Annotated in this window: 13 protein-coding genes and 3 tRNA genes; 6 read left to right on the plus strand and 10 right to left on the minus strand. The window is 62.8% G+C overall.

Going from position 1 to position 17,480, the window contains the following annotated elements; genetic code table 11:
* The first annotated feature begins 459 nt into the window (after window positions 1-459).
* On the plus strand, window positions 460-3,777 hold the full coding sequence (locus O6R08_RS10395) for an LPXTG cell wall anchor domain-containing protein (RefSeq protein WP_271418039.1): 3,318 nt from the start codon (window positions 460-462) through the stop codon (window positions 3,775-3,777).
* Window positions 3,778-3,921: 144 nt separating this feature from the next.
* Here the strand turns inward: O6R08_RS10395 and O6R08_RS10400 are convergent, their stop codons facing one another.
* On the minus strand, window positions 3,922-4,443 hold the full coding sequence (locus O6R08_RS10400; protein WP_271418040.1) for a YbaK/EbsC family protein: 522 nt from the start codon (window positions 4,441-4,443) through the stop codon (window positions 3,922-3,924).
* Between the two features lie 114 nt (window positions 4,444-4,557).
* Between O6R08_RS10400 and O6R08_RS10405 the strand changes: the two genes are divergently transcribed.
* Window positions 4,558-6,453: an alpha-amylase family glycosyl hydrolase gene (locus O6R08_RS10405; RefSeq protein WP_271418041.1), complete on the plus strand. Its 1,896-nt coding sequence runs from the start codon at window positions 4,558-4,560 to the stop codon at window positions 6,451-6,453.
* Between the two features lie 73 nt (window positions 6,454-6,526).
* On the opposite strand, the gene O6R08_RS10410 is transcribed toward O6R08_RS10405, so the two are convergent.
* The gene (locus O6R08_RS10410; protein ID WP_271419370.1) at window positions 6,527-7,240 is read right to left on the minus strand and encodes a type 1 glutamine amidotransferase; all 714 of its coding nucleotides are present in this window, start codon (window positions 7,238-7,240) and stop codon (window positions 6,527-6,529) included.
* An 11-nt stretch (window positions 7,241-7,251) separates the two neighbouring features.
* Window positions 7,252-7,971, minus strand: coding sequence for a glycerophosphodiester phosphodiesterase (locus tag O6R08_RS10415; RefSeq protein ID WP_271418042.1), 720 nt, complete (start codon window positions 7,969-7,971; stop codon window positions 7,252-7,254).
* A gap of 56 nt (window positions 7,972-8,027) precedes the next feature.
* On the opposite strand from O6R08_RS10415, the gene O6R08_RS10420 reads away from it, so the two are divergent.
* Window positions 8,028-8,237, plus strand: a complete 210-nt coding sequence (locus O6R08_RS10420; RefSeq protein WP_271418043.1) for a PLDc N-terminal domain-containing protein — start codon at window positions 8,028-8,030, stop codon at window positions 8,235-8,237.
* Window positions 8,238-8,318: 81 nt separating this feature from the next.
* On the opposite strand, the gene O6R08_RS10425 is transcribed toward O6R08_RS10420, so the two are convergent.
* Both O6R08_RS10425 and O6R08_RS10430 read right to left on the minus strand, forming a co-directional pair.
* Window positions 8,319-8,391 (minus strand) — tRNA-Arg (locus tag O6R08_RS10425).
* Window positions 8,392-8,598: 207 nt separating this feature from the next.
* Window positions 8,599-8,691 (minus strand) — tRNA-Ser (locus tag O6R08_RS10430).
* Between the two features lie 249 nt (window positions 8,692-8,940).
* Here O6R08_RS10430 and O6R08_RS10435 point away from each other — a divergent pair.
* Window positions 8,941-10,806, plus strand: coding sequence for an LCP family protein (locus O6R08_RS10435; protein WP_333907896.1), 1,866 nt, complete (start codon window positions 8,941-8,943; stop codon window positions 10,804-10,806).
* 103 nt (window positions 10,807-10,909) lie between these two features.
* On the opposite strand, the gene O6R08_RS10440 is transcribed toward O6R08_RS10435, so the two are convergent.
* Both O6R08_RS10440 and galK read right to left on the minus strand, forming a co-directional pair.
* Window positions 10,910-11,887 carry a LacI family DNA-binding transcriptional regulator gene (locus tag O6R08_RS10440; protein WP_271419372.1) on the minus strand — a complete coding sequence of 326 codons (978 nt, stop codon included), beginning with the start codon at window positions 11,885-11,887 and terminating at the stop codon, window positions 10,910-10,912.
* Window positions 11,888-12,013: 126 nt separating this feature from the next.
* Window positions 12,014-13,249: a galactokinase gene (gene galK, locus O6R08_RS10445; protein ID WP_271418044.1), complete on the minus strand. Its 1,236-nt coding sequence runs from the start codon at window positions 13,247-13,249 to the stop codon at window positions 12,014-12,016.
* Window positions 13,250-13,478: 229 nt separating this feature from the next.
* On the opposite strand from galK, the gene O6R08_RS10450 reads away from it, so the two are divergent.
* Together O6R08_RS10450 and O6R08_RS10455 are read left to right on the plus strand one after the other, a co-directional pair.
* The gene (locus tag O6R08_RS10450; protein ID WP_271418045.1) at window positions 13,479-15,188 is read left to right on the plus strand and encodes a sodium:solute symporter family protein; all 1,710 of its coding nucleotides are present in this window, start codon (window positions 13,479-13,481) and stop codon (window positions 15,186-15,188) included.
* A 64-nt stretch (window positions 15,189-15,252) separates the two neighbouring features.
* Window positions 15,253-15,471: a hypothetical protein gene (locus O6R08_RS10455; RefSeq protein ID WP_271419373.1), complete on the plus strand. Its 219-nt coding sequence runs from the start codon at window positions 15,253-15,255 to the stop codon at window positions 15,469-15,471.
* Window positions 15,472-15,827: 356 nt separating this feature from the next.
* Here O6R08_RS10455 and O6R08_RS10460 read toward each other — a convergent pair whose 3' ends face one another.
* From O6R08_RS10460 to O6R08_RS10470, 3 genes are all read right to left on the minus strand, one after another.
* A complete protein-coding gene (locus tag O6R08_RS10460; RefSeq protein WP_271419374.1) occupies window positions 15,828-16,319 on the minus strand; it encodes a hypothetical protein in 492 nt (163 codons plus the stop codon).
* 70 nt (window positions 16,320-16,389) lie between these two features.
* Window positions 16,390-16,475, minus strand: a tRNA-Ser gene (locus O6R08_RS10465).
* Window positions 16,476-16,890: 415 nt separating this feature from the next.
* Window positions 16,891-17,358 (minus strand): hypothetical protein, encoded by a 468-nt coding sequence (locus O6R08_RS10470; RefSeq protein ID WP_271419375.1) that lies wholly within the window; start codon window positions 17,356-17,358, stop codon window positions 16,891-16,893.
* Window positions 17,359-17,480 lie beyond the last annotated feature (122 nt).

Consider the following 17,480-nt stretch of genomic DNA (forward strand, 5'->3'; position numbering starts at 1 on the left):
GGAACACGGGTGAAGGTCCGACTCCTGGCGGCGGTGACGCCATCAGACACGGTTGCGGGTCAGCGCGAGATTCACACTCGCTTCAACACTCGATGAACGGCACGCTACCACCGCCGACCCCGGTGTGTCGTCGCAGCGATCGTGGCGTTCATGATGGCAGCCTCACTAGGAATGTCGAGGCGCAACCACGATGATCGAAAGTGACCACACCAACACACGCTGACGTACACTCTCAGCGGATGTATACGGGGCGAAACTCGGTGTGATTCCGAGACTGGCCAGCAACCGTGATCGCTCGAGCGTAAGTCGGGAGCCCCCACTATCTGGGACAGGTATGCCTGGGGCCGCAACCTCCTCCCGCCCCCAGGCCCTACTCAGGTGCCTGGCCAGGCAGGTCAGCCACCTCGTTGAAAGGAACTGACCTTGAGAGTGTTCAAATCTGCGGCGATAGCGGGGGCCGTGACCCTGACTGTCGCCTCCTTCGCACCCTTCACGTCGCCAGGTACGGCATTTGCAGCCGACGACCTGAAGGTTGAAGTAAGCCAGAACGCGGTCAACATGGGCCAGCAGGCCACCCTGAACGCCGATCTGGAAGGGACCGCTGCCACACTGGTGGACGGCTACCAGTGGTACGCCGACGGCAAGCCCTTGGCTGGCGAGACGTCTCAGAAATTGGTGATCGACAAGCTGACCCGCACCGAAGCACTGAAGAAGTACTCTGTCGAGGTCAACGTCAAGGGCCAGGGAAAGCAGAAGAGTGCCGAAGCTGCACCGAATGCACAGCTATATTTCCCGGACGCCAATATGGCGAAATGTATTTTCGAGAACGCAAAATTCCCGAAGTCTTTCGCCGAGGCTGAAAAATTCAGGCCCGATGGGTGGACCGGTGTCAACTGCAAGGACATGGATATCAAGAGCATCGAAGGCATCCAGTACATGAATGCGCCGAAGCTCGGCGGGTTCATGTTTGCCGGCAATCATATCACCGATATCAGCCCACTCAAAGGCATGAATTTGCAAAGCAAGTTGAACCTTGATGAGCAGGTTCTCGACGATATCGTGGTCAAGGATTATGCTGCGGTTCCGCTACCCAAGCTCATCTCTTCCGACGACTCGGATGTTCCCTTCACCACCAAAGCCAACGCACATGTTTCCGAAACCTACACCCCGGTGAACAATGACGGCGACACCCTGACGTGGTATCTCTTCGTCGAGAACGCCGAAGAGGACACCATCATTGAATTCGGCGGCACCTTGAAGGTCGTCAGCCAGATCCCGGCTGGCTTGCCGAAGTTCAGCTTGAGCAAGGCACAGGCCGGTTTGGATGAAACCGTTGAGGTGCAGTTGGACGGCTTCAAGCCCAACACCACCGTCCAGTTGAAGATGGACGGCAAGCCTTGGACCACCATCACCGTGGACGACCTCGGCAAGAAGACTGAGAATGTGACGGTGCCCGGCGACATCACGGTGGGCAAACACACCGTGACGACTGAGGGCCAGTTGAAGGACACCACCCAGAAGCTACCCGCCCGCAATCTGGAGGTCACCAACCCGTACGTCACCGATGACGTGATGCCGGACAAGAATCTTCAGGCATGCTTCCGTAAGCATTTGAAGCTGGGCAAGAACGACAAGATGCGAATCGACGCGGTCGCAAACATGACCGCCGGCGGCGAGAAATTCGATAAGTTGGATTGCTCCAACATGGGAATCAAGAACCTGAAGGGGCTGGAACTCTACAAGGCCACCGTCAAGGATCACGGATCCAATGCCGCGTTGGCAGTTGACTACAATTTCTCAGGAAACGACATCGAAACCCTAGAAGGCCTACCACATCTGAATCCAGATAGTTCGCATGGTATTTTAGATTTGTCGGACAATAACATCACAGACCTGGGTGACACCTCCAAGTTGGCCAAGCAAAATCGTTTCAAGACGATAAAGCTAGAGGGAAATCACATCTGGGACTTCAACAAGGTTGAATACGTTTTCCACGGCGATGGTTCCGGTCAGGATATTCTGGCTGGACACCAGACCGTCGTCGTCGATCAGCCCTACCGAGTGGGTGGCACATACGCATTTCCTGTGACAGACGGCCGCTACCCGATGACCCTTACGGGGAAAACCAGCGATTCCACGTACTCGATTGACAATAGCCATAGAGAGCTGACATTCCATGGCCCGGGCTGCTACCCTCTGACCTTCCGCAACGTTCCCAAGCCAAACACTGGCGACATCGAATACCTCACTGCGGGCAATATCGATCTGGTCGCGCAGGCCCTACCTAGTTTCACGGCCGCACCGGCGTCCTCGCTGTCGGTCACTGACAAGCTCAGCGCCACCGTCAAGGATTTCGACTCGGGCGAGAAGGTCACGGTGAAACTGGTTCCGGCCTCCGGCGACCCAATCGAACTCGGGTCTGTGAATGCCAGCGCCGCTGACCCCGAGGCTGACCCCTGCGACACTCCGTCCGCACTGGGCGGTTCGGCAGAGTTCACCAACCTCACCATCCCACTTGACACCCCGGCCGGTAAGTACAAGCTCGTCGCCAGCGGACAGGACAGCGAGCTGAGCGTTCAGGCTGATCTGACGGTCACCCGTCCGGCCCTCACTCTGACCGTCGAGCCCTCCCCTGCCAAGGCGGGCCAAACCATCAAGGTCGGCGCCGCGAACCTGTTCCCGCGTGAGCGGGCGACCTTCACCCTGGCCGCCAACGGCGAAGACGCATCCGTCACTGTGGACACCGACGTGAACGCAGATGGCACTGCCACTGCCAATCTGGCCGTGCCTGCCGACGCCAAGCCCGGGCAGTACACCGTGGCAGTTAAGGGCGAGACCAGCCGTCTAGAAGCACACCAGGATGTTCTGATGTTGAGCGCGTCCGCGCCACAATTGACCGCATCGGCCCAGACCGTGCGCGCCGGGGACAAGACAACCCTGACCGTCGATCACATGCTTCCGGCCGAGAACGTCCTGTTCTCCCTCGTGAAGGATGACAAGTCCGAACCGATTGAGTTGGGCAAGGTGGCAGCCGGGCAGGACGGCACCACCAAGTTTGAGGCCACCATGCCCGCCGATCTGGCGGCCGGACAATACCGTGCCATTGCCGCAGGTGAGACCAGCGAGCTTCAGTCGGACACCGAGATCATCGTGTTGAGCGCTACCCCAGCAAGCTTGAAGGTGGACCCGACTTCAGCCGCACCTGGCGAGCAGGTGAAGCTGACCGGCGCGAACTTCCTGCCCGGTGAGAACGTCGACGTCAACCTGCTGGGAGCGGACGGCAGCCTGGTCAAGGCGGTGAGCAGCGCGACGGCAGGTCCGGACGGCAGCGTGTCACCGACCGTCACCCTCCCGGCAGACCTCACCCCTGGCACGTACACCATTCAGGCGTCCGGCAAACGCAGCGAGCAGATTGCCGAGACCGCGTTTGAGGTTGTCAAGGCCCAGGATGAGGCTGGTGACCAGCCTGGCGACGAATCCGGAAATGAGCCCGGTACCCAGCCCGAGCCCAGCACTCAACCCAGCACCGGCACCCTGCCCAGCGCCAAGCCCAGCACCGGTACTCAACCCAGCACCAGTGCCCAGCCCGGCACCGAGACCAAGCCCAGTGCCGAGGCCAAGCCCAGCACCCAGCCCAGCACCCCGAAGAAGCTGCCCAACACCGGCGCTTCCAACAGTTCAATGCCTCTGGCAGGAGTGTTGGCAGGGATGGCCTTGTTCGCTGCTGTAGGCGCAGCAGCCGGGCGCGCTCGCCACAACCGACGCTCATCCCGATAGGACAATGAGCTGACAGAATCGGGGCCTGACACAATGCGTGTCAGGCCCCGATTCTGTTGGCGCACCGAGTACGCGGTTCAACCGTTCACCCGCCTGTGCCCCCGCAGACCTCCTGGTCCACCTGGTCACGGGGAGGGGGCGAACTCAGTTCGCCAATCCCTCGACAACCTCAGCCCCTGGCAGGGACACCAGGTCAGCCCCACTGACGATGAGCTTTGAGCTGCGCAGCCCCGACCCGATGCACACGGCCTCGGCTTCTGCGACGCGAGGGTCGATCCAGATCGGCCACTCGGCGGGCAGGCCCACCGGGGTGATCCCGCCGTACTCCATTCCGGACATGCTGACGGCCTCGTCCATGGGTGCAAAGGACGCCTTGCGGACGTCGAGCCTCTTGCGCACCACCTTGTTGACGTCAACCCTTGTCGTCGCGAGAGCCAGGCAGGCGACGTACTTCTCAACATCGCCTCGCTTGCCCTTGACGATGACGCAGTTGCCACACGTCTCAGGCCCCTCACCGAAAGCCTCACATAGGGCATCCGTGTCAGCGATCTGGGGATCAATACTGAAGACGACTGCCGAAGGTAGCTCGGCGACTCGGCCGGCGACCGTCGCGGCCAGCAACTCAGGGTGATCGGCAGCGGGAAGATGTTCAACTGAGTCATACATGGGCCCCACCGTAGTCAGTGTCGATCACGCATTGGGGCCACCTCTCACACCGCGGACGGATACCGTTGGCTGTGGTTGTTTCTGACCGTGGTTGTTTCGACGACAAGGAGAACCATGACCGACGACACGACGACAGCGAGCGGCGCTTCTCGCCCCAATGCCAATGATCCAATTCCCTCCGATTACGCCAACCGTGCCAAGGGCATGGGCGTGTCTCTCATCGACGGTGGCGCCGCGTTCCGAGTGTGGGCCCCGCATGCGCAGACCGTCGCCGTCACCGGAACCTTCGACGACTGGGCAGCCCAGCCCAACGGTGACAAGGACGACGCCGAGAGGGTTCGCTCGGCTCAATTCCAGCTCGTCAGCGAGGACAACGGGTACTGGTACGGCCAGGCCGCCGGCGCCAAGGTGGGAGACGAGTACCGTTTCGTCCTCATCAACGGCGATCAGGTGATCTCCCGCATCGACCCGTACGCCCGCCACGTGACGAGCTCGGTCGGCAATGGCATCATCACCGATCCCGACGCCTACGACTGGGAAGGTGACGACTTCACTCCCCCAACCCTCAACGAGCTCGTCATCTACGAGATGCACGTCGGCACCTTCTTTGACAAGGACCCCGACGACGACAAGCCCGCCGACCTGGCAGACGTCGAGGCCAAGATCGACCACCTCGTCCACCTGGGCGTCAACGCCGTCGAGCTCATGCCCCTCATGGAGTTCGCCGGGGACTACTCGTGGGGTTACAACCCGGCCCACATCTTCGCCGTCGAGAGCGCTTACGGCGGCCCGGAGAAGCTGCGCGACCTCGTCAAGACCTGCCACAAGCACGGCCTGGCAGTCATCATCGACGTCGTCTACAACCACTTCGGCCCCTCCGACCTCGACCTGTGGCAATTCGATGGCTGGAGCGAGAACGACAAGGGCGGCATCTACTTCTACAACGACTGGAAGTCCTCGACGCCGTGGGGAGACACCCGCCCCGACTACGGCCGAGGCGAGGTCCGGGAGTTCATCCGCGACAACGCCATGATGTGGCTGGAGGAGTTCCACGCCGACGGCCTGCGCTACGACATGACCCCGTACATGCGCAGCGTCGACGCCGGTGAGATGAACATCCCCGAGGGCTGGAGCCTCTCCCACTGGATCAACACCGAGATCCGCGAGAAGTACCCGCGCGCCATCACCATCGCCGAGGACCTGCACGGCGAGCCCAAGGTCGTCTCGACCGCTGACGACGGCGCCGCCTTCCACGCCCAGTGGGACAACCATTTCGTCCACCCGATCCGCGCTGCCGTCATCGCCTCATCCGACGAGGCCCGCGATATGGAGTCCGTGCGCGATGCCGTCGAGTTCTCCTACGGTGACGCCTTCTCCCGCGTCATTTACACCGAGTCCCACGACGAGGTCGCCAACGGTTCTGCCCGCGTCCCCCAGGAGGTCAACGACGACGACCCGACCGGCTACTACGCCCAGAAGCGCTCCACCCTGGGAGCGGCCCTGGTGCTGACATCGCCGGGTCTGCCGATGATCTTCCAGGGCCAGGAGTTGCTGGAGGGCGAGTGGTTCCGCGACACCGTGCCGCTGCATTGGGATCAGGGTGACCAGTTCAAGGGCATCTTCCGGATGTACCGCGATCTGGTCGGTCTGCGCCTCAACGCGGAGGGCCACACCAAGGGGCTCACCGGCCAGCACGTCAACACCCTGCACCTGCACCCGGACAACCACGTCTACGCCTTCCACCGCTGGGCTGACGGCGGTCCGCACGACGATGTCGTGGTGGCGGTGAATCTCGACTCCAAGACTTGGGGCGAGTACACCATCGGGATGCCGGCGCCCGGCCGCTGGGTGACCCGGTTCAACTCCGACGCGAAGGTGTACTCGGATGCCTTCGACGGGGTGGACGTCCCGGAATGGTTTGACGCCGCCGAGGACGATTACGACGGCCACCCAGCCTCCGCGACCCTCGTCCTGCCCCCGTACAGCGCGGTCATCCTGTCGCGGGCCTGAGTCCGTCGAGCTGTGACGATCCGGCGTTGATGACCAGGACCGTGTGATTCCCGGGGCTCGTGGGCCTCGGGAATCACACTGCCTTGGGGGCGACGAGTTCCAGGAATCGCGCCGCGAAGGCCTTTTCTGCGTCGACGACATCCGCGTCGCGACGCACCGCCTCAGCCATCGTCACGGCCTGTGACCAGGGGAGACGCTGTTTCCATTCCTTCTGCGTGTGGCCGATGGTCCAGCTGTCGAAAATCTCGGGTGTGCATTCCGGGTGGAATTGGACTCCCCAGGCTCGTTCGGCGAATCGGACCGCCTCGACCTGACCCGTGGGGTCGCGAGCCAGCAGCACGGCGTCCTCGGGCAACTCGACCGCGACGTCATTGTTGAAGTGGATACCGCGGTGGCCGGCGTAGACCGACATCAGAGGGTCTTTTTCGCCTTCTGGTGTGAGGTGCATCTCGGCCGACCCAAGGCACAGGTGGTCGGAGGTGCACACTCGACCGCCGAGGGCGACGGTGGCGAGCTGGTGGCCCAGGCAGACGCCCAGGAACGGGATACCCGCGTGTACGGTGCGCGAAATGAGTTGTCGGGTGGGCACGAGCCAGGGGGCCTCGGCGTCATCGTGGCAGCCCATGGACCCGCCCAGCACCACGAGGGCGTCAGCGTCGACACTCGGCGGCACCGGATGGTTCCAGGCATTGACCTCGACGACGTCTGCCCCGGCGTCGCGCCACAGTTGCCCCAGTCTGCCGGGATCGCAGGAGGACTCGTGAACGATGACCAGGATCCGCGTCATGACGGACTCACTCACGCCAACACCTGCCGGGCAGTGGCCGGGTCGTTGGTGATGACGGCGTCAACGCCGAGGGCCTGGGCGGCGCGCAGGTGATCGGGTGAATCCAGGGTCCAGGTGCGCACCCTGAGACCGGCATCGTGAAACTTCGCAACGTCGTCGCGGCCGACCAGAAGGTGGGCTCCCGGGTGGACGGCCTGGACGTCAAGATGGCGGGCGTAATCCCAGGGATCGGCGATGTCGTCGGCATAGAGAATGGCGCGTTCGACGCCGTTGTGGGTGCGCTCGGCAACCTCGGCCATGCAGCGGTGGTTGAACGAGGAGATGACGATTCGGTCGGCCATGTGGTGGGCGTCGATGACGCGCGCGACGGCATCGACGAGACCCGGGTAGCGCTCGACGCTGTTCTTGAGTTCGATGTTCAACCCGACGGTGGAGGGGGCGAGCAGATCGAGAACCTCATCAAGCAGGGGGATCTGTGCGCGCGGGTGATCGGTGTGGGCGGCCGCATTGAGGCTACGCACTTGCTCGAGGGTCATGGAGACGATGGGTCCGTGGCCGTCGGTGGTGCGGTCGACGGTCTCGTCGTGACAGACGACGACGTGGCCGTCGCTGGTGAGTTGAACGTCAAGTTCGATGCCGTCGGAGTCGAGGTCGATGGCGTTCTGGAAGGCGGGGAGGGTGTTTTCCGGGAAGTGCATACTCGCGCCGCGATGGGCCCACACGGTGGTCATGTGGTCATGATGCCACGGACATTGAGCGCACCGACGGCGCCGGTAGGCTTGATTGCATGGTCACGACCAGTGTCTTCGTCATCATCATCAGCATCCTGGCCATTGTTGTGCCAGTCGCACTATTCATCCTTGCCCTGCTGTCGATCCTCGGTTCGGACATGCTGACAGGCGCCGGGAAGCTCATCTGGATCGTGATCTGCTTCTGCTTCCCGATCATTGGGCCAATCGTGTGGTTCATCGCCGGAAAGAACAAGGCGCTGAGCTGACGAACCTGTTCACACTGACGAACCTGTTCACGCAGCCCAGATACGACGAAACCCCGCCACAAAGGCGGGGTTTCCTTCTTGCGCGCCCGGAGGGATTCGAACCCCCAACCTTCTGATCCGTAGTCAGATGCTCTATCCGTTGAGCCACGGGCGCTTGGCTTTGCGCGCGTTGCTAAACATTACAACGCTCAACCACCCAATGCAAATTCGCGAACCTCTGATCCGTCCAAATCCGCTTGAACAGCGGAGTTGAGGGCCATCAGCACACGGCCATGGGGAGGCGGGCATCCACGGCTGAGGGGGACTGTGAACGGATCATCCCCGTCCATGAACAGGCCCCAGCAGACGCCAACCAGGCGCTTGGCGGAGGTGGCGGGATTTGAACCCGCGATGGGATTACCTCCCAAACCCGCTTAGCAGGCGGGCGCCATAGACCTGACTAGGCGACACCTCCAAGTGCCGTGTCAGCCTACCGTCTCAACCCCCGTCTCTCCAATTCCGGGTCTCCCTTCACCATCCACATCCCCATCAGATCACTCCGACAAGGGCATTCGTTGCGGATCTGTCCCCTGGTGCGCGCACGATGCCCAACCCCCGTGCGCTCACGATTCCCAACCCCCTCGCTGGGCGGTCCCACACCCCAGTGGTGCCAGCGGCTACCATGGGGTCCACCCCCCACGAAGTTTTGCGGAAAGGGACAAGCATGGCTGACGAGTCGCACGGCGCCACACGGCCGTCCCCACGTCATGCCGCCGGCCCGTCCTGGATGAACGATCCGGAGGCCAACGAGGACACCCATGTCCTGCGACGAGCGGACCTCGAGGCCGCGGCATCGCAACCCGCGTCCTTCCCCCGTCCACGTCGCTCGGCCACCGAGCCACCCATCAGCACCCCGCAACCACGCAAGCAACCAACGCAGCCACGCAAGCAACCAACGTCGCGTCCCACCCCCGCCCGCCGCGCGGCCTCGTCATCGACAAGTCGGGGCCGCCGCACCCCGTCGCGGTGGAACGAGGAAGCCAAACGTAGCCACGCCTTCCACATCTGTCTGGGATGGACAGTCCTGGGAGCGATCGTTCCCGGTCTGGCCCTGTCCCGCAGTCGCGCGCCACGACGCCGGGTCGCGGGCCTGACGGTGGTCGGGCTCCTCGTCATCACTCTGACCATCGTTGTCGTCTTCGTCCTGGCCAACCCGACGGTCGCAGCATCCATCGTCGTCCGGCCAAAGCTGCTCACCGCGCTGATCTGGGGGCTGCCGGCCCTGGCCGTCGCCTTGACCGCCCTGCTGACCTTCTCCCATCTGGACCTTCGCCCTCGCGGCATCACTCGAGGGCAACGATGGCTCTCGACCGTCCTCGTCACCGTGTTGTGCACCACCATCGCGACCCCATTGGCCGTCGCGGGACGCTATGCCTACGACTCGGCGCACATGCTCAATCAGATCTTCACCGACAAACGCTCTGGCACTCGTCCCTCCATCGACTACAACCAGGACGTCAGGGCCATTTGGGCCTCCAAGCCGCGGGTCAACGTTCTGCTCGTCGGAGCCGACGACACCAAGGCGCGCAACTACCGCGCCGACAATTCCATGAACACCGACACGATCATGGTGGCGTCGATCAACACCTCCAACGGCGACACGTCGATCTTCCAGATCCCGCGTAACACCGCGAGGATGCCCTTCCCCGCTGATTCACGGCTGCACGATGACTTCCCCAATGGATTCGTCGGGAAGGACGACGACGGCCGCAACCCTGACTACATGGCCAACGAGATCTGGTCGACGGTGTCGGCTCGGTACGTCGATCGCATGGGCGAGACCGACTATCCCGGTGCTGACGCCCTCAAGCTGGCCACCGGTGAAGCCCTCGGACTCAAGATCGACTACTTCGTCATGCTCGACATCGACGGCCTCCATAGACTCATTGACGCCCTCGGTGGCGTGACCGTCAACATCAACGAGCGCCTGCCCATCGCTGGCAACACCGAGGGCAAAAGACCCGACGGCTACCTCGAGGTTGGCCCCGACCAGCACCTCGACGGCTATCACGCCATGTGGTACGCCCGATCGCGCTCAGAGAGCTCCGACTACGACCGTATGGGACGCCAGTCCTGCCTCATGAAGGCTGTTCTCGACCAGACCAGCCCCCAAACCGTCCTGACGCGCTTCGAATCGATTGCCGACGCCTCCGGAAAGATGGTGGTCTCCGACATCCCGCAGGGGATGCTACCGGCCTTCGTCGACCTGGCCATCAACATGCGTGACGCCAACATCAACCGCGTCGTCTTCACCAATGGCAAGCACGGCTTCTCCTCGGCTCACCCCGATTACAACCTCGTCCGCAAGCAGGTACAGGCCGCCATCAACGGCGTCTCGAAGGCCACGAACAAGAACAAGCCAGTGACAGGGGCCTCGGCAGCCAAACCCCGCAAGAGCGCCACCCCGACAGCCAATCAGAGCACGTCGAAGAAGTCCTCGCGCCAAACTGACCCGAGCCCGTCGCCGACCAACCATGACGTCTCGCAGTCGGTGACCGACGCTTGCGCCTACAACCCCCAACAGCCCTGACGACCGGCGCTTGGGCTGGGCCTACGACGAGCCTGTGCCCTCGCTGGCAACATGCAGGTCCCGGACTCGACTCGGTGAGGCGACCGTTCGTCTGAGACCGCCGTCAATGCTGCGGAGCTGCGGTACTCCCGCGAACGACCAGCGGAGCCGGAACCATCTCGCAGGTGGACCCATGGCGGGTCCCCCGCAACTGAGACAGGAGTTTCTCGGCGAGACGCTGACCGATCGCGGCAAAGTCCTGACGCACCGTTGTCAGCGTCGGCCACACCACATTGCCCAGGACATCGTCGAATCCCACCACGGACATGTCGTCAGGCACCCTGACCCCTAAATCCAGCAACCCGACGATGAGTCCTGCCGCCATCTCGTCATTGCTGACCACCGTGGCGGTCGCACCGGCAGCCTTGAGGTAGCGGGCAGCCTCCCGTCCCGACGAGGCCGTCCAATCCCCTGCGATGACGTCGGGAATCTCGCAGCCGTTGTCCTCCAAACACTCCTGCCAGGCTTGACGACGCACCGCAGCCTGACGAGAATAACTCGGCCCGCTGACAAAGTGAACGGTCCGATGTCCCAGGGCCAGGAGATAGTCAACTGCGGCGCGCACCCCAGCAGCCTGATCACACCCGATGGTCGAAAATCGCCTGCACGGCGGACCAGCCATGACGACCGGGATTCCCGCCGGCACGTCAAGCTCGTCGGGGCGATCAAGCTCAAGACCCTCAATGATGAAACCGTCGACCCGACCAGACATCCGCTTCATGGCGTGCCCATAGGCCTTGACGAGGTCATCGGTGGGCTCGAGGCGGTCCAGGACGACCGCGAAATCGCTCCGCCGAGTGGCGTCAACGATGGACTGGACGGTGCGCAGCTCCCCGGTGCGAGAAAGATCTGTGGCCAGAACGCCAATGGCACTCGTGCGCCCTGAACGGAGGCTGCGGGCAGCCACATTGGGCGAATAACCCACCTCGGCCATGGCCTTGAGCACCTTCTCGACGGTCCGCGGCCGCACAGCATCGGAATGATTGACCACGCGCGAAACGGTCTGCTGGGACACCCCCGCAGCCGCGGCGACATCGCCCATCGAGGGGCGCGACGACCTCCGGCGCTGTTGCTCGTTCATCGATACACCCTTCACGATGGCAGGCCATCTGCCCGCATCTGGTTCCTCACCACGTCCGCCGTCGGACTGGCGAGTTCGATCAGTCAATCATTGCACCCGGAGCGCGGCAGGACCTGGGGAGACAACATAAAGATCGGGGTGGGTGAACCCGGCGTCGTGGAAGGCCTTGACGACCTGCGTGGCAACCTCGTTGCGGACGTCGCGGTCGACCAGAGCGATGGCACAGCCGCCGAATCCGCCGCCGGTCATCCGCGCACCGAGGGCGCCGGCGGCCCGGGCCGCGTCGACGGCGGTGTCCAGCTCAGGACAGGTGACCTCGTAATCGTCGCGCAGGGAGTCGTGGGAGGCGTCCATGAGCGGTCCCACCTCGCGGATACGTCCGGCATCGACGAGCTCGACGAACTGGATGACACGATCATTTTCGGTGACGACGTGACGGACACGGCGGGCCATCTCCTCGTCGTCAAGGGCTGCCAAGGCGGCACCAAGGTCGCTGACCTCACGCAGGCTGGCGACGCCGAGAATGCGTGATGCGTCCTCGCAGGCGCGACGGCGGGCCTCATACTGGCCATCGACGAGGCTGTGGGAGGCGCGGGTGTCGATGACGAGCAGTTCCAGGCCGGCAGCATCGAGGTCGAAGGGGACCTGACGAACCGACCAGTCCTCGCAGTCGAGGAGGAGGGCGTGACCCTCGGTGGTGCGCAGGGATGCCGTCTGGTCGAGACCTCCGGTAGGTGCTCCGGCAACGTCGTTCTCCGCAGCGCGGGCAGCATTGACGAGATCTGTACGGCCGGCCTCGGAGTCGGACAGGCCAAGGTCGAACAGATCTGCGAGGGCCAGCCCGACGCTGCACTCGACGGCTGCTGACGAGGACAGACCCGCTCCCAGGGGTACGCAGGTGACCAGGGCGGCCTCGAATCCGCCGATCTGGTGTCCGGCCTCGCGCAGTGCCCATGCGACGCCGGCGGTGTAGGCCTGCCAGCCATCGACGGACCCCGGAGCGATCTGATCGACGCTTCCCTCCCAGGAGACGACGGACTCGCCAAGCTGAGAGACGAGGACGACCTGGTTGTCGTCGCGACGACGAGCGGCAACGTAGGTGCGGTGAGGCAGGGCCATGGGCAGGCAGAAGCCGTTGTTGTAGTCCGTGTGCTCACCGATGACGTTGACGCGACCGGGAGCGGCCCAGACGCCGTCGGGGGTGCCGCCAATGCGCTCGGCGAAGAGGTCACGGGCACGGGCTGCGCCGTCTTCAGCCGACCATGCCGTGCCGATCGTGAAGGTCTCGTGATGTGCCGCGGAGGCGTCAGTTGTCTGCGACATGTGTGGCTCCTTTGCCCGTCAAGAATCGGTGTCAGTGAGGAAGACCGTACGCCGCTACCGACGATGGCAACGACTCCGTGGGCACTTCGCTCACCGATAATGTTTACGTACTCAAAAATAGCGGGTCGGGGTGGGAGTCCGCCACCCTGGGGTCCTATGGTTCCTCACAGGGCCGATGCCGGCAACGCCACCGTCGGCCCCGCCATGACAGAAAGGACCACCCCACACAATGCCGTTGGAGACGCTCATCAACGCGGGATTCGTTGACTACCTGATCCTGCTCATCTATTTCGTGTTCGTTCTCGGGATCGGACTGGCCGCCAGACACCAGGTGTCCGACTCCCTTGACTTCTTCCTGTCCGGGCGCAGCCTGCCTGGGTGGGTGACAGGGCTGGCGTTCGTGTCAGCCAACCTCGGTGCCGTCGAGATCATGGGTATGTCAGCCAATGGCGCCCAGATCGGCATCCCGACCGTGCACTACTTCTGGATCGGCGCCATCCCGGCGATGGTCTTCCTCGGCATCGTCATGATGCCCTTCTACTACGGCTCCGGGGTGCGCTCGGTGCCGGAGTTCATGCTCAAACGATTCGGGCCTGCCGCTCACTTGGTCAATGCGATCTCCTTCGCGCTCGCCCAGTTGCTCATCGCTGGCATCAACCTCTACCTGCTCGGGACGATCGTCCATGCTCTGCTGGGATGGCCACTGTGGGTCGCCCTCATCGTCGCCGCGGTGATCGTGCTCGCCTACATCAGCCTTGGTGGCTTGTCGGCGGCCATTTACAACGAGGTGTTGCAGTTCTTCGTCATCGTCGCCTCCCTGCTGCCACTGGTCGTCATCGGTCTGCACCGTGTCGGCGGATGGAACGGGCTCAAGGCCAAGATCACCGCTGCGGCGCAAGCCCATCCCGACACCGTGACCCCAGCCGCCCAGCAGTTGCACTCCTGGCCCGGTCAGGCGCTGTCGGGATTCACCAACCCGGTGATGTCGGTCATTGGCATCACCCTGGGACTCGGATTCGTGCTGTCCTTCGGCTACTGGACGACCAACTTCGTCGAGGTGCAGCGTGCCATGGCCTCTGATTCGTTGTCGTCGGCGCGCAAGACACCAATCATCGGCGCCTTCCCGAAGATGCTGGTGCCGTTCCTCACCGTTCTTCCCGGCATGTTGGCGGCAGTGCTCGTTCCCGAGATTGCTCGGATGAAGGCGGGCGAGCATGTCGCCGGTGGCGCGTCGGGCAACGCCGTTCAGTACAACGACTCGGTGCTGTTCCTCATCCGCAACCTCTTGCCGACTGGTCTGACGGGTATTGCGATCACGGGCCTGCTGGCGGCCTTCATGGCCGGTATGGCCGCGAATATCTCGGCGTTCAACACCGTCTTCAGCGTGGACATCTGGCAGCACTACGTGCGCAAGAACAAGTCTGACGTCTACTACGTCAAGGTTGGCCGAATCGCCACGGTCATCGCGACTGTCATTGCTATTGGAACCGCGTTCCTGGCATCTGGTTTCTCCAACATCATGGACTACCTGCAGACCCTCTTCGGGTTCTTCAACGCCCCGCTGTTCGCGACGTTCATCCTTGGCATGTTCTGGAAGAAGTCGACCCCGCACGCCGGCTGGTCGGGGCTCGTCGTCGGTACTCTCAGCGCCGTGACGGTGTGGATCATGAGCCTCAATGGGGTGTTCACCTTGCCGGGTCAGGGAACTGCGTTCCTGGCTGCCACGGTCGGATTCCTCGCCGACATCATCGTCAGCATTGTGGTTTCGCTGTTCACAACACCGAAACCGGCTGCCGAACTCGTCGGTCTGGTGTATTCGGAGACGCCGAAGGAAAGCCTCGTCGATCCGCACGAGAAGAGCCTGCCGTGGTATCGACGCACAGTTCCGCTCGGCATGACCGTGCTTGCCATCACCGTCGTTCTCAACATCGTTTTCTGAGGAGGTTGTCATGACCAACGAAACTTCCACGGCCCGTCGCAATCGTCGCAAGGTCGCCCGCGCGATGGATATTCGTACCGTCATTGGTGAGTTGCTTGCGCTCTATGGCGTCATTCTGACGATCACCGGCCTGATCAAGGGGGCAGATGCTCGAGCCGACGTGTGGGCCGGGATCTGTCTGCTCATCGCCGGAGCAGCATTCCTGCTGTGGGCGAAGATTCGCCCGGTCAAGGTGCCTGAGGCCCCAAGACAGGCCGATTCCGGCCAGCTCGAGGAGAGCTGACACCAGGTGATACCTGCGCTGAGTTGACCGAATCGCTGAGCTGTTGGATCGCTGAGCTTGGTTGGATTCGGCGCAGGATGACTTCAAACTGGCCGGGCCGTGCATGACGCGGCCCGGCCACATCGTCACTGAGCGATGCCGCCACTGTTGCCATGCGCACCAACCCCGACGCGGTCCAGCGCGTGCACCGCACACCCCGTCCCCGCGTGAGTCGGACATGCACCACCAGCGTCAGTCAGAACGCCCAGAATCGCCATCCCACACAAGTCGGAATGCACCCATGAGCCGCGCGCAACAGGCCACGGCACTGCGAACCGTTTCTGGGACGTCACGGCCCGCTTGGGTCGTGATGGGGTTCAGACGTTTTGCCGATATCCGCGCGATTTGTCGAGGCGATGGGCGACGTCGACAGCCAAATCGTCCATTTCCTTGGGATCCCCGCCGCCAGGACGAACGATGTGAGTGCGTCCGACTTGGCCGTGATAGAGGGTGAGACGGGAACGTGACTGCGTGAGAGCGGCCTTGGTGACCTTGTCCCAGGTGCCGCGGCGATCCTGTCCGGCACCGTGGATGTGATAGCCCTCGTCGTCGAGGTCGACGTACAGCTTCATGTGAACCATCGACCAGGCGGCAATGATGGCCAGGGCGATGCCGCATGCGAGAACGGCGATGAACAGGATGGTCACGGCTTCGTGCCACTTGTTGGCGACACTGATGATCATCAGGACGGCTCCGATGATCGAGATGACGCCGGCGACGATGAATCCACGAATTGGCGGCTCCGGGGACATGACGTGCCGGCTCGCGCCAGGAGGAAGATCCGTCACGTCCTTCTTGGCCATCCCAATCTCCCGTCGCTACAAGGTTGATCTGTGAGGCTCGACCCCCGGGTACCCGGTGTGAGGGGGCAGGCCCTCATGGCGGCGAGAGTGGGATTCGAACCCACGGAGGTTGCCCTCGGCCGCTTTCAAGGCGGCTGCACTCGTCCACTATGCGATCTCGCCAACCGGGCTCGGCCCGGTGGTCACATCTTAGCCATGATTCAGCGGTGCCATTCACCGTGTGGGGCTTCGACGGTGAAGCTTGGGCGAGATCTGCTACGCGGCACAGGTACTGCACGGGGTCTCGCGTGGGCATCACACAGGTTCTCGCGTGGGCATCACACAGGTTCTCGCGTGGGCATCACACAGGTTCTCGCGTGGGCATTTTGCGGTGTCTCGCGTGAGCATCACACAGGTTCTCGCGTGGGCATTTTGCGGAGTCTCGCGTGAGCATCACACAGGATGTCGCTTCGGCATCACTCGAGCTGCGGCCCTGCCTCTGGAACGTTGGCGCTCCACCGTCGCCCCATGGGCGCTGCGCAAAGCCCATTGCGCGGCGCTGATGTCAGGTACTCCCTCGCTGCCGTCAGATACTCCCTTATTGCGTTTCGGGTTTTGTTAGTACTGCGATGAGTTCGTTGACTTTGAGTGGTTTGGATGATGAGCGTGTCGTGATGATCTGGCCGGACTGGCTGCCTGAGCGCCAGTGTACTGTCCAGACTTCGGTCATGCGAAGGGTGTAGTCGCCCGGATGCTGGTACATGTAGCCGCAGTCGGGGGATTGGGCTCGCGGGTCAGCAGTGGTGGGGCGGGGAGTCGTGTGAGAACAGTGAACCGTTTTCTCTCCGGTTTCATAGATGGTTTCGGACCTCTGGGCGTCAAGGGAGACCACGATTCCATGGGCGGAGTCGTGTGCGGTGTGATGTCCACCCTTGGGGTTGTGGAACCACAACGGCTGTCCCACGGCTGTGATATTCCACTTGTTGGCCGAAGGAGACGGCTGGACATCGATGACGGGTTTGGTCAATCGGATACTGGTTGCGATATCAATCGACCAGGCTCTGATCTCCTCAGCAGTGCGGCCTGTAGGCGTCTGGGGTGCACGATGCGGGGTCCGATGGTCAGGCGTGGGTGTGGAGTCGTGGCTGTGCAGCCCTGGTAGATACGGCATCCTGGTGAGGGACAAGA

The organism is Cutibacterium equinum, from assembly GCF_028021195.1.
GTDB lineage: Bacteria > Actinomycetota > Actinomycetes > Propionibacteriales > Propionibacteriaceae > Cutibacterium > Cutibacterium equinum.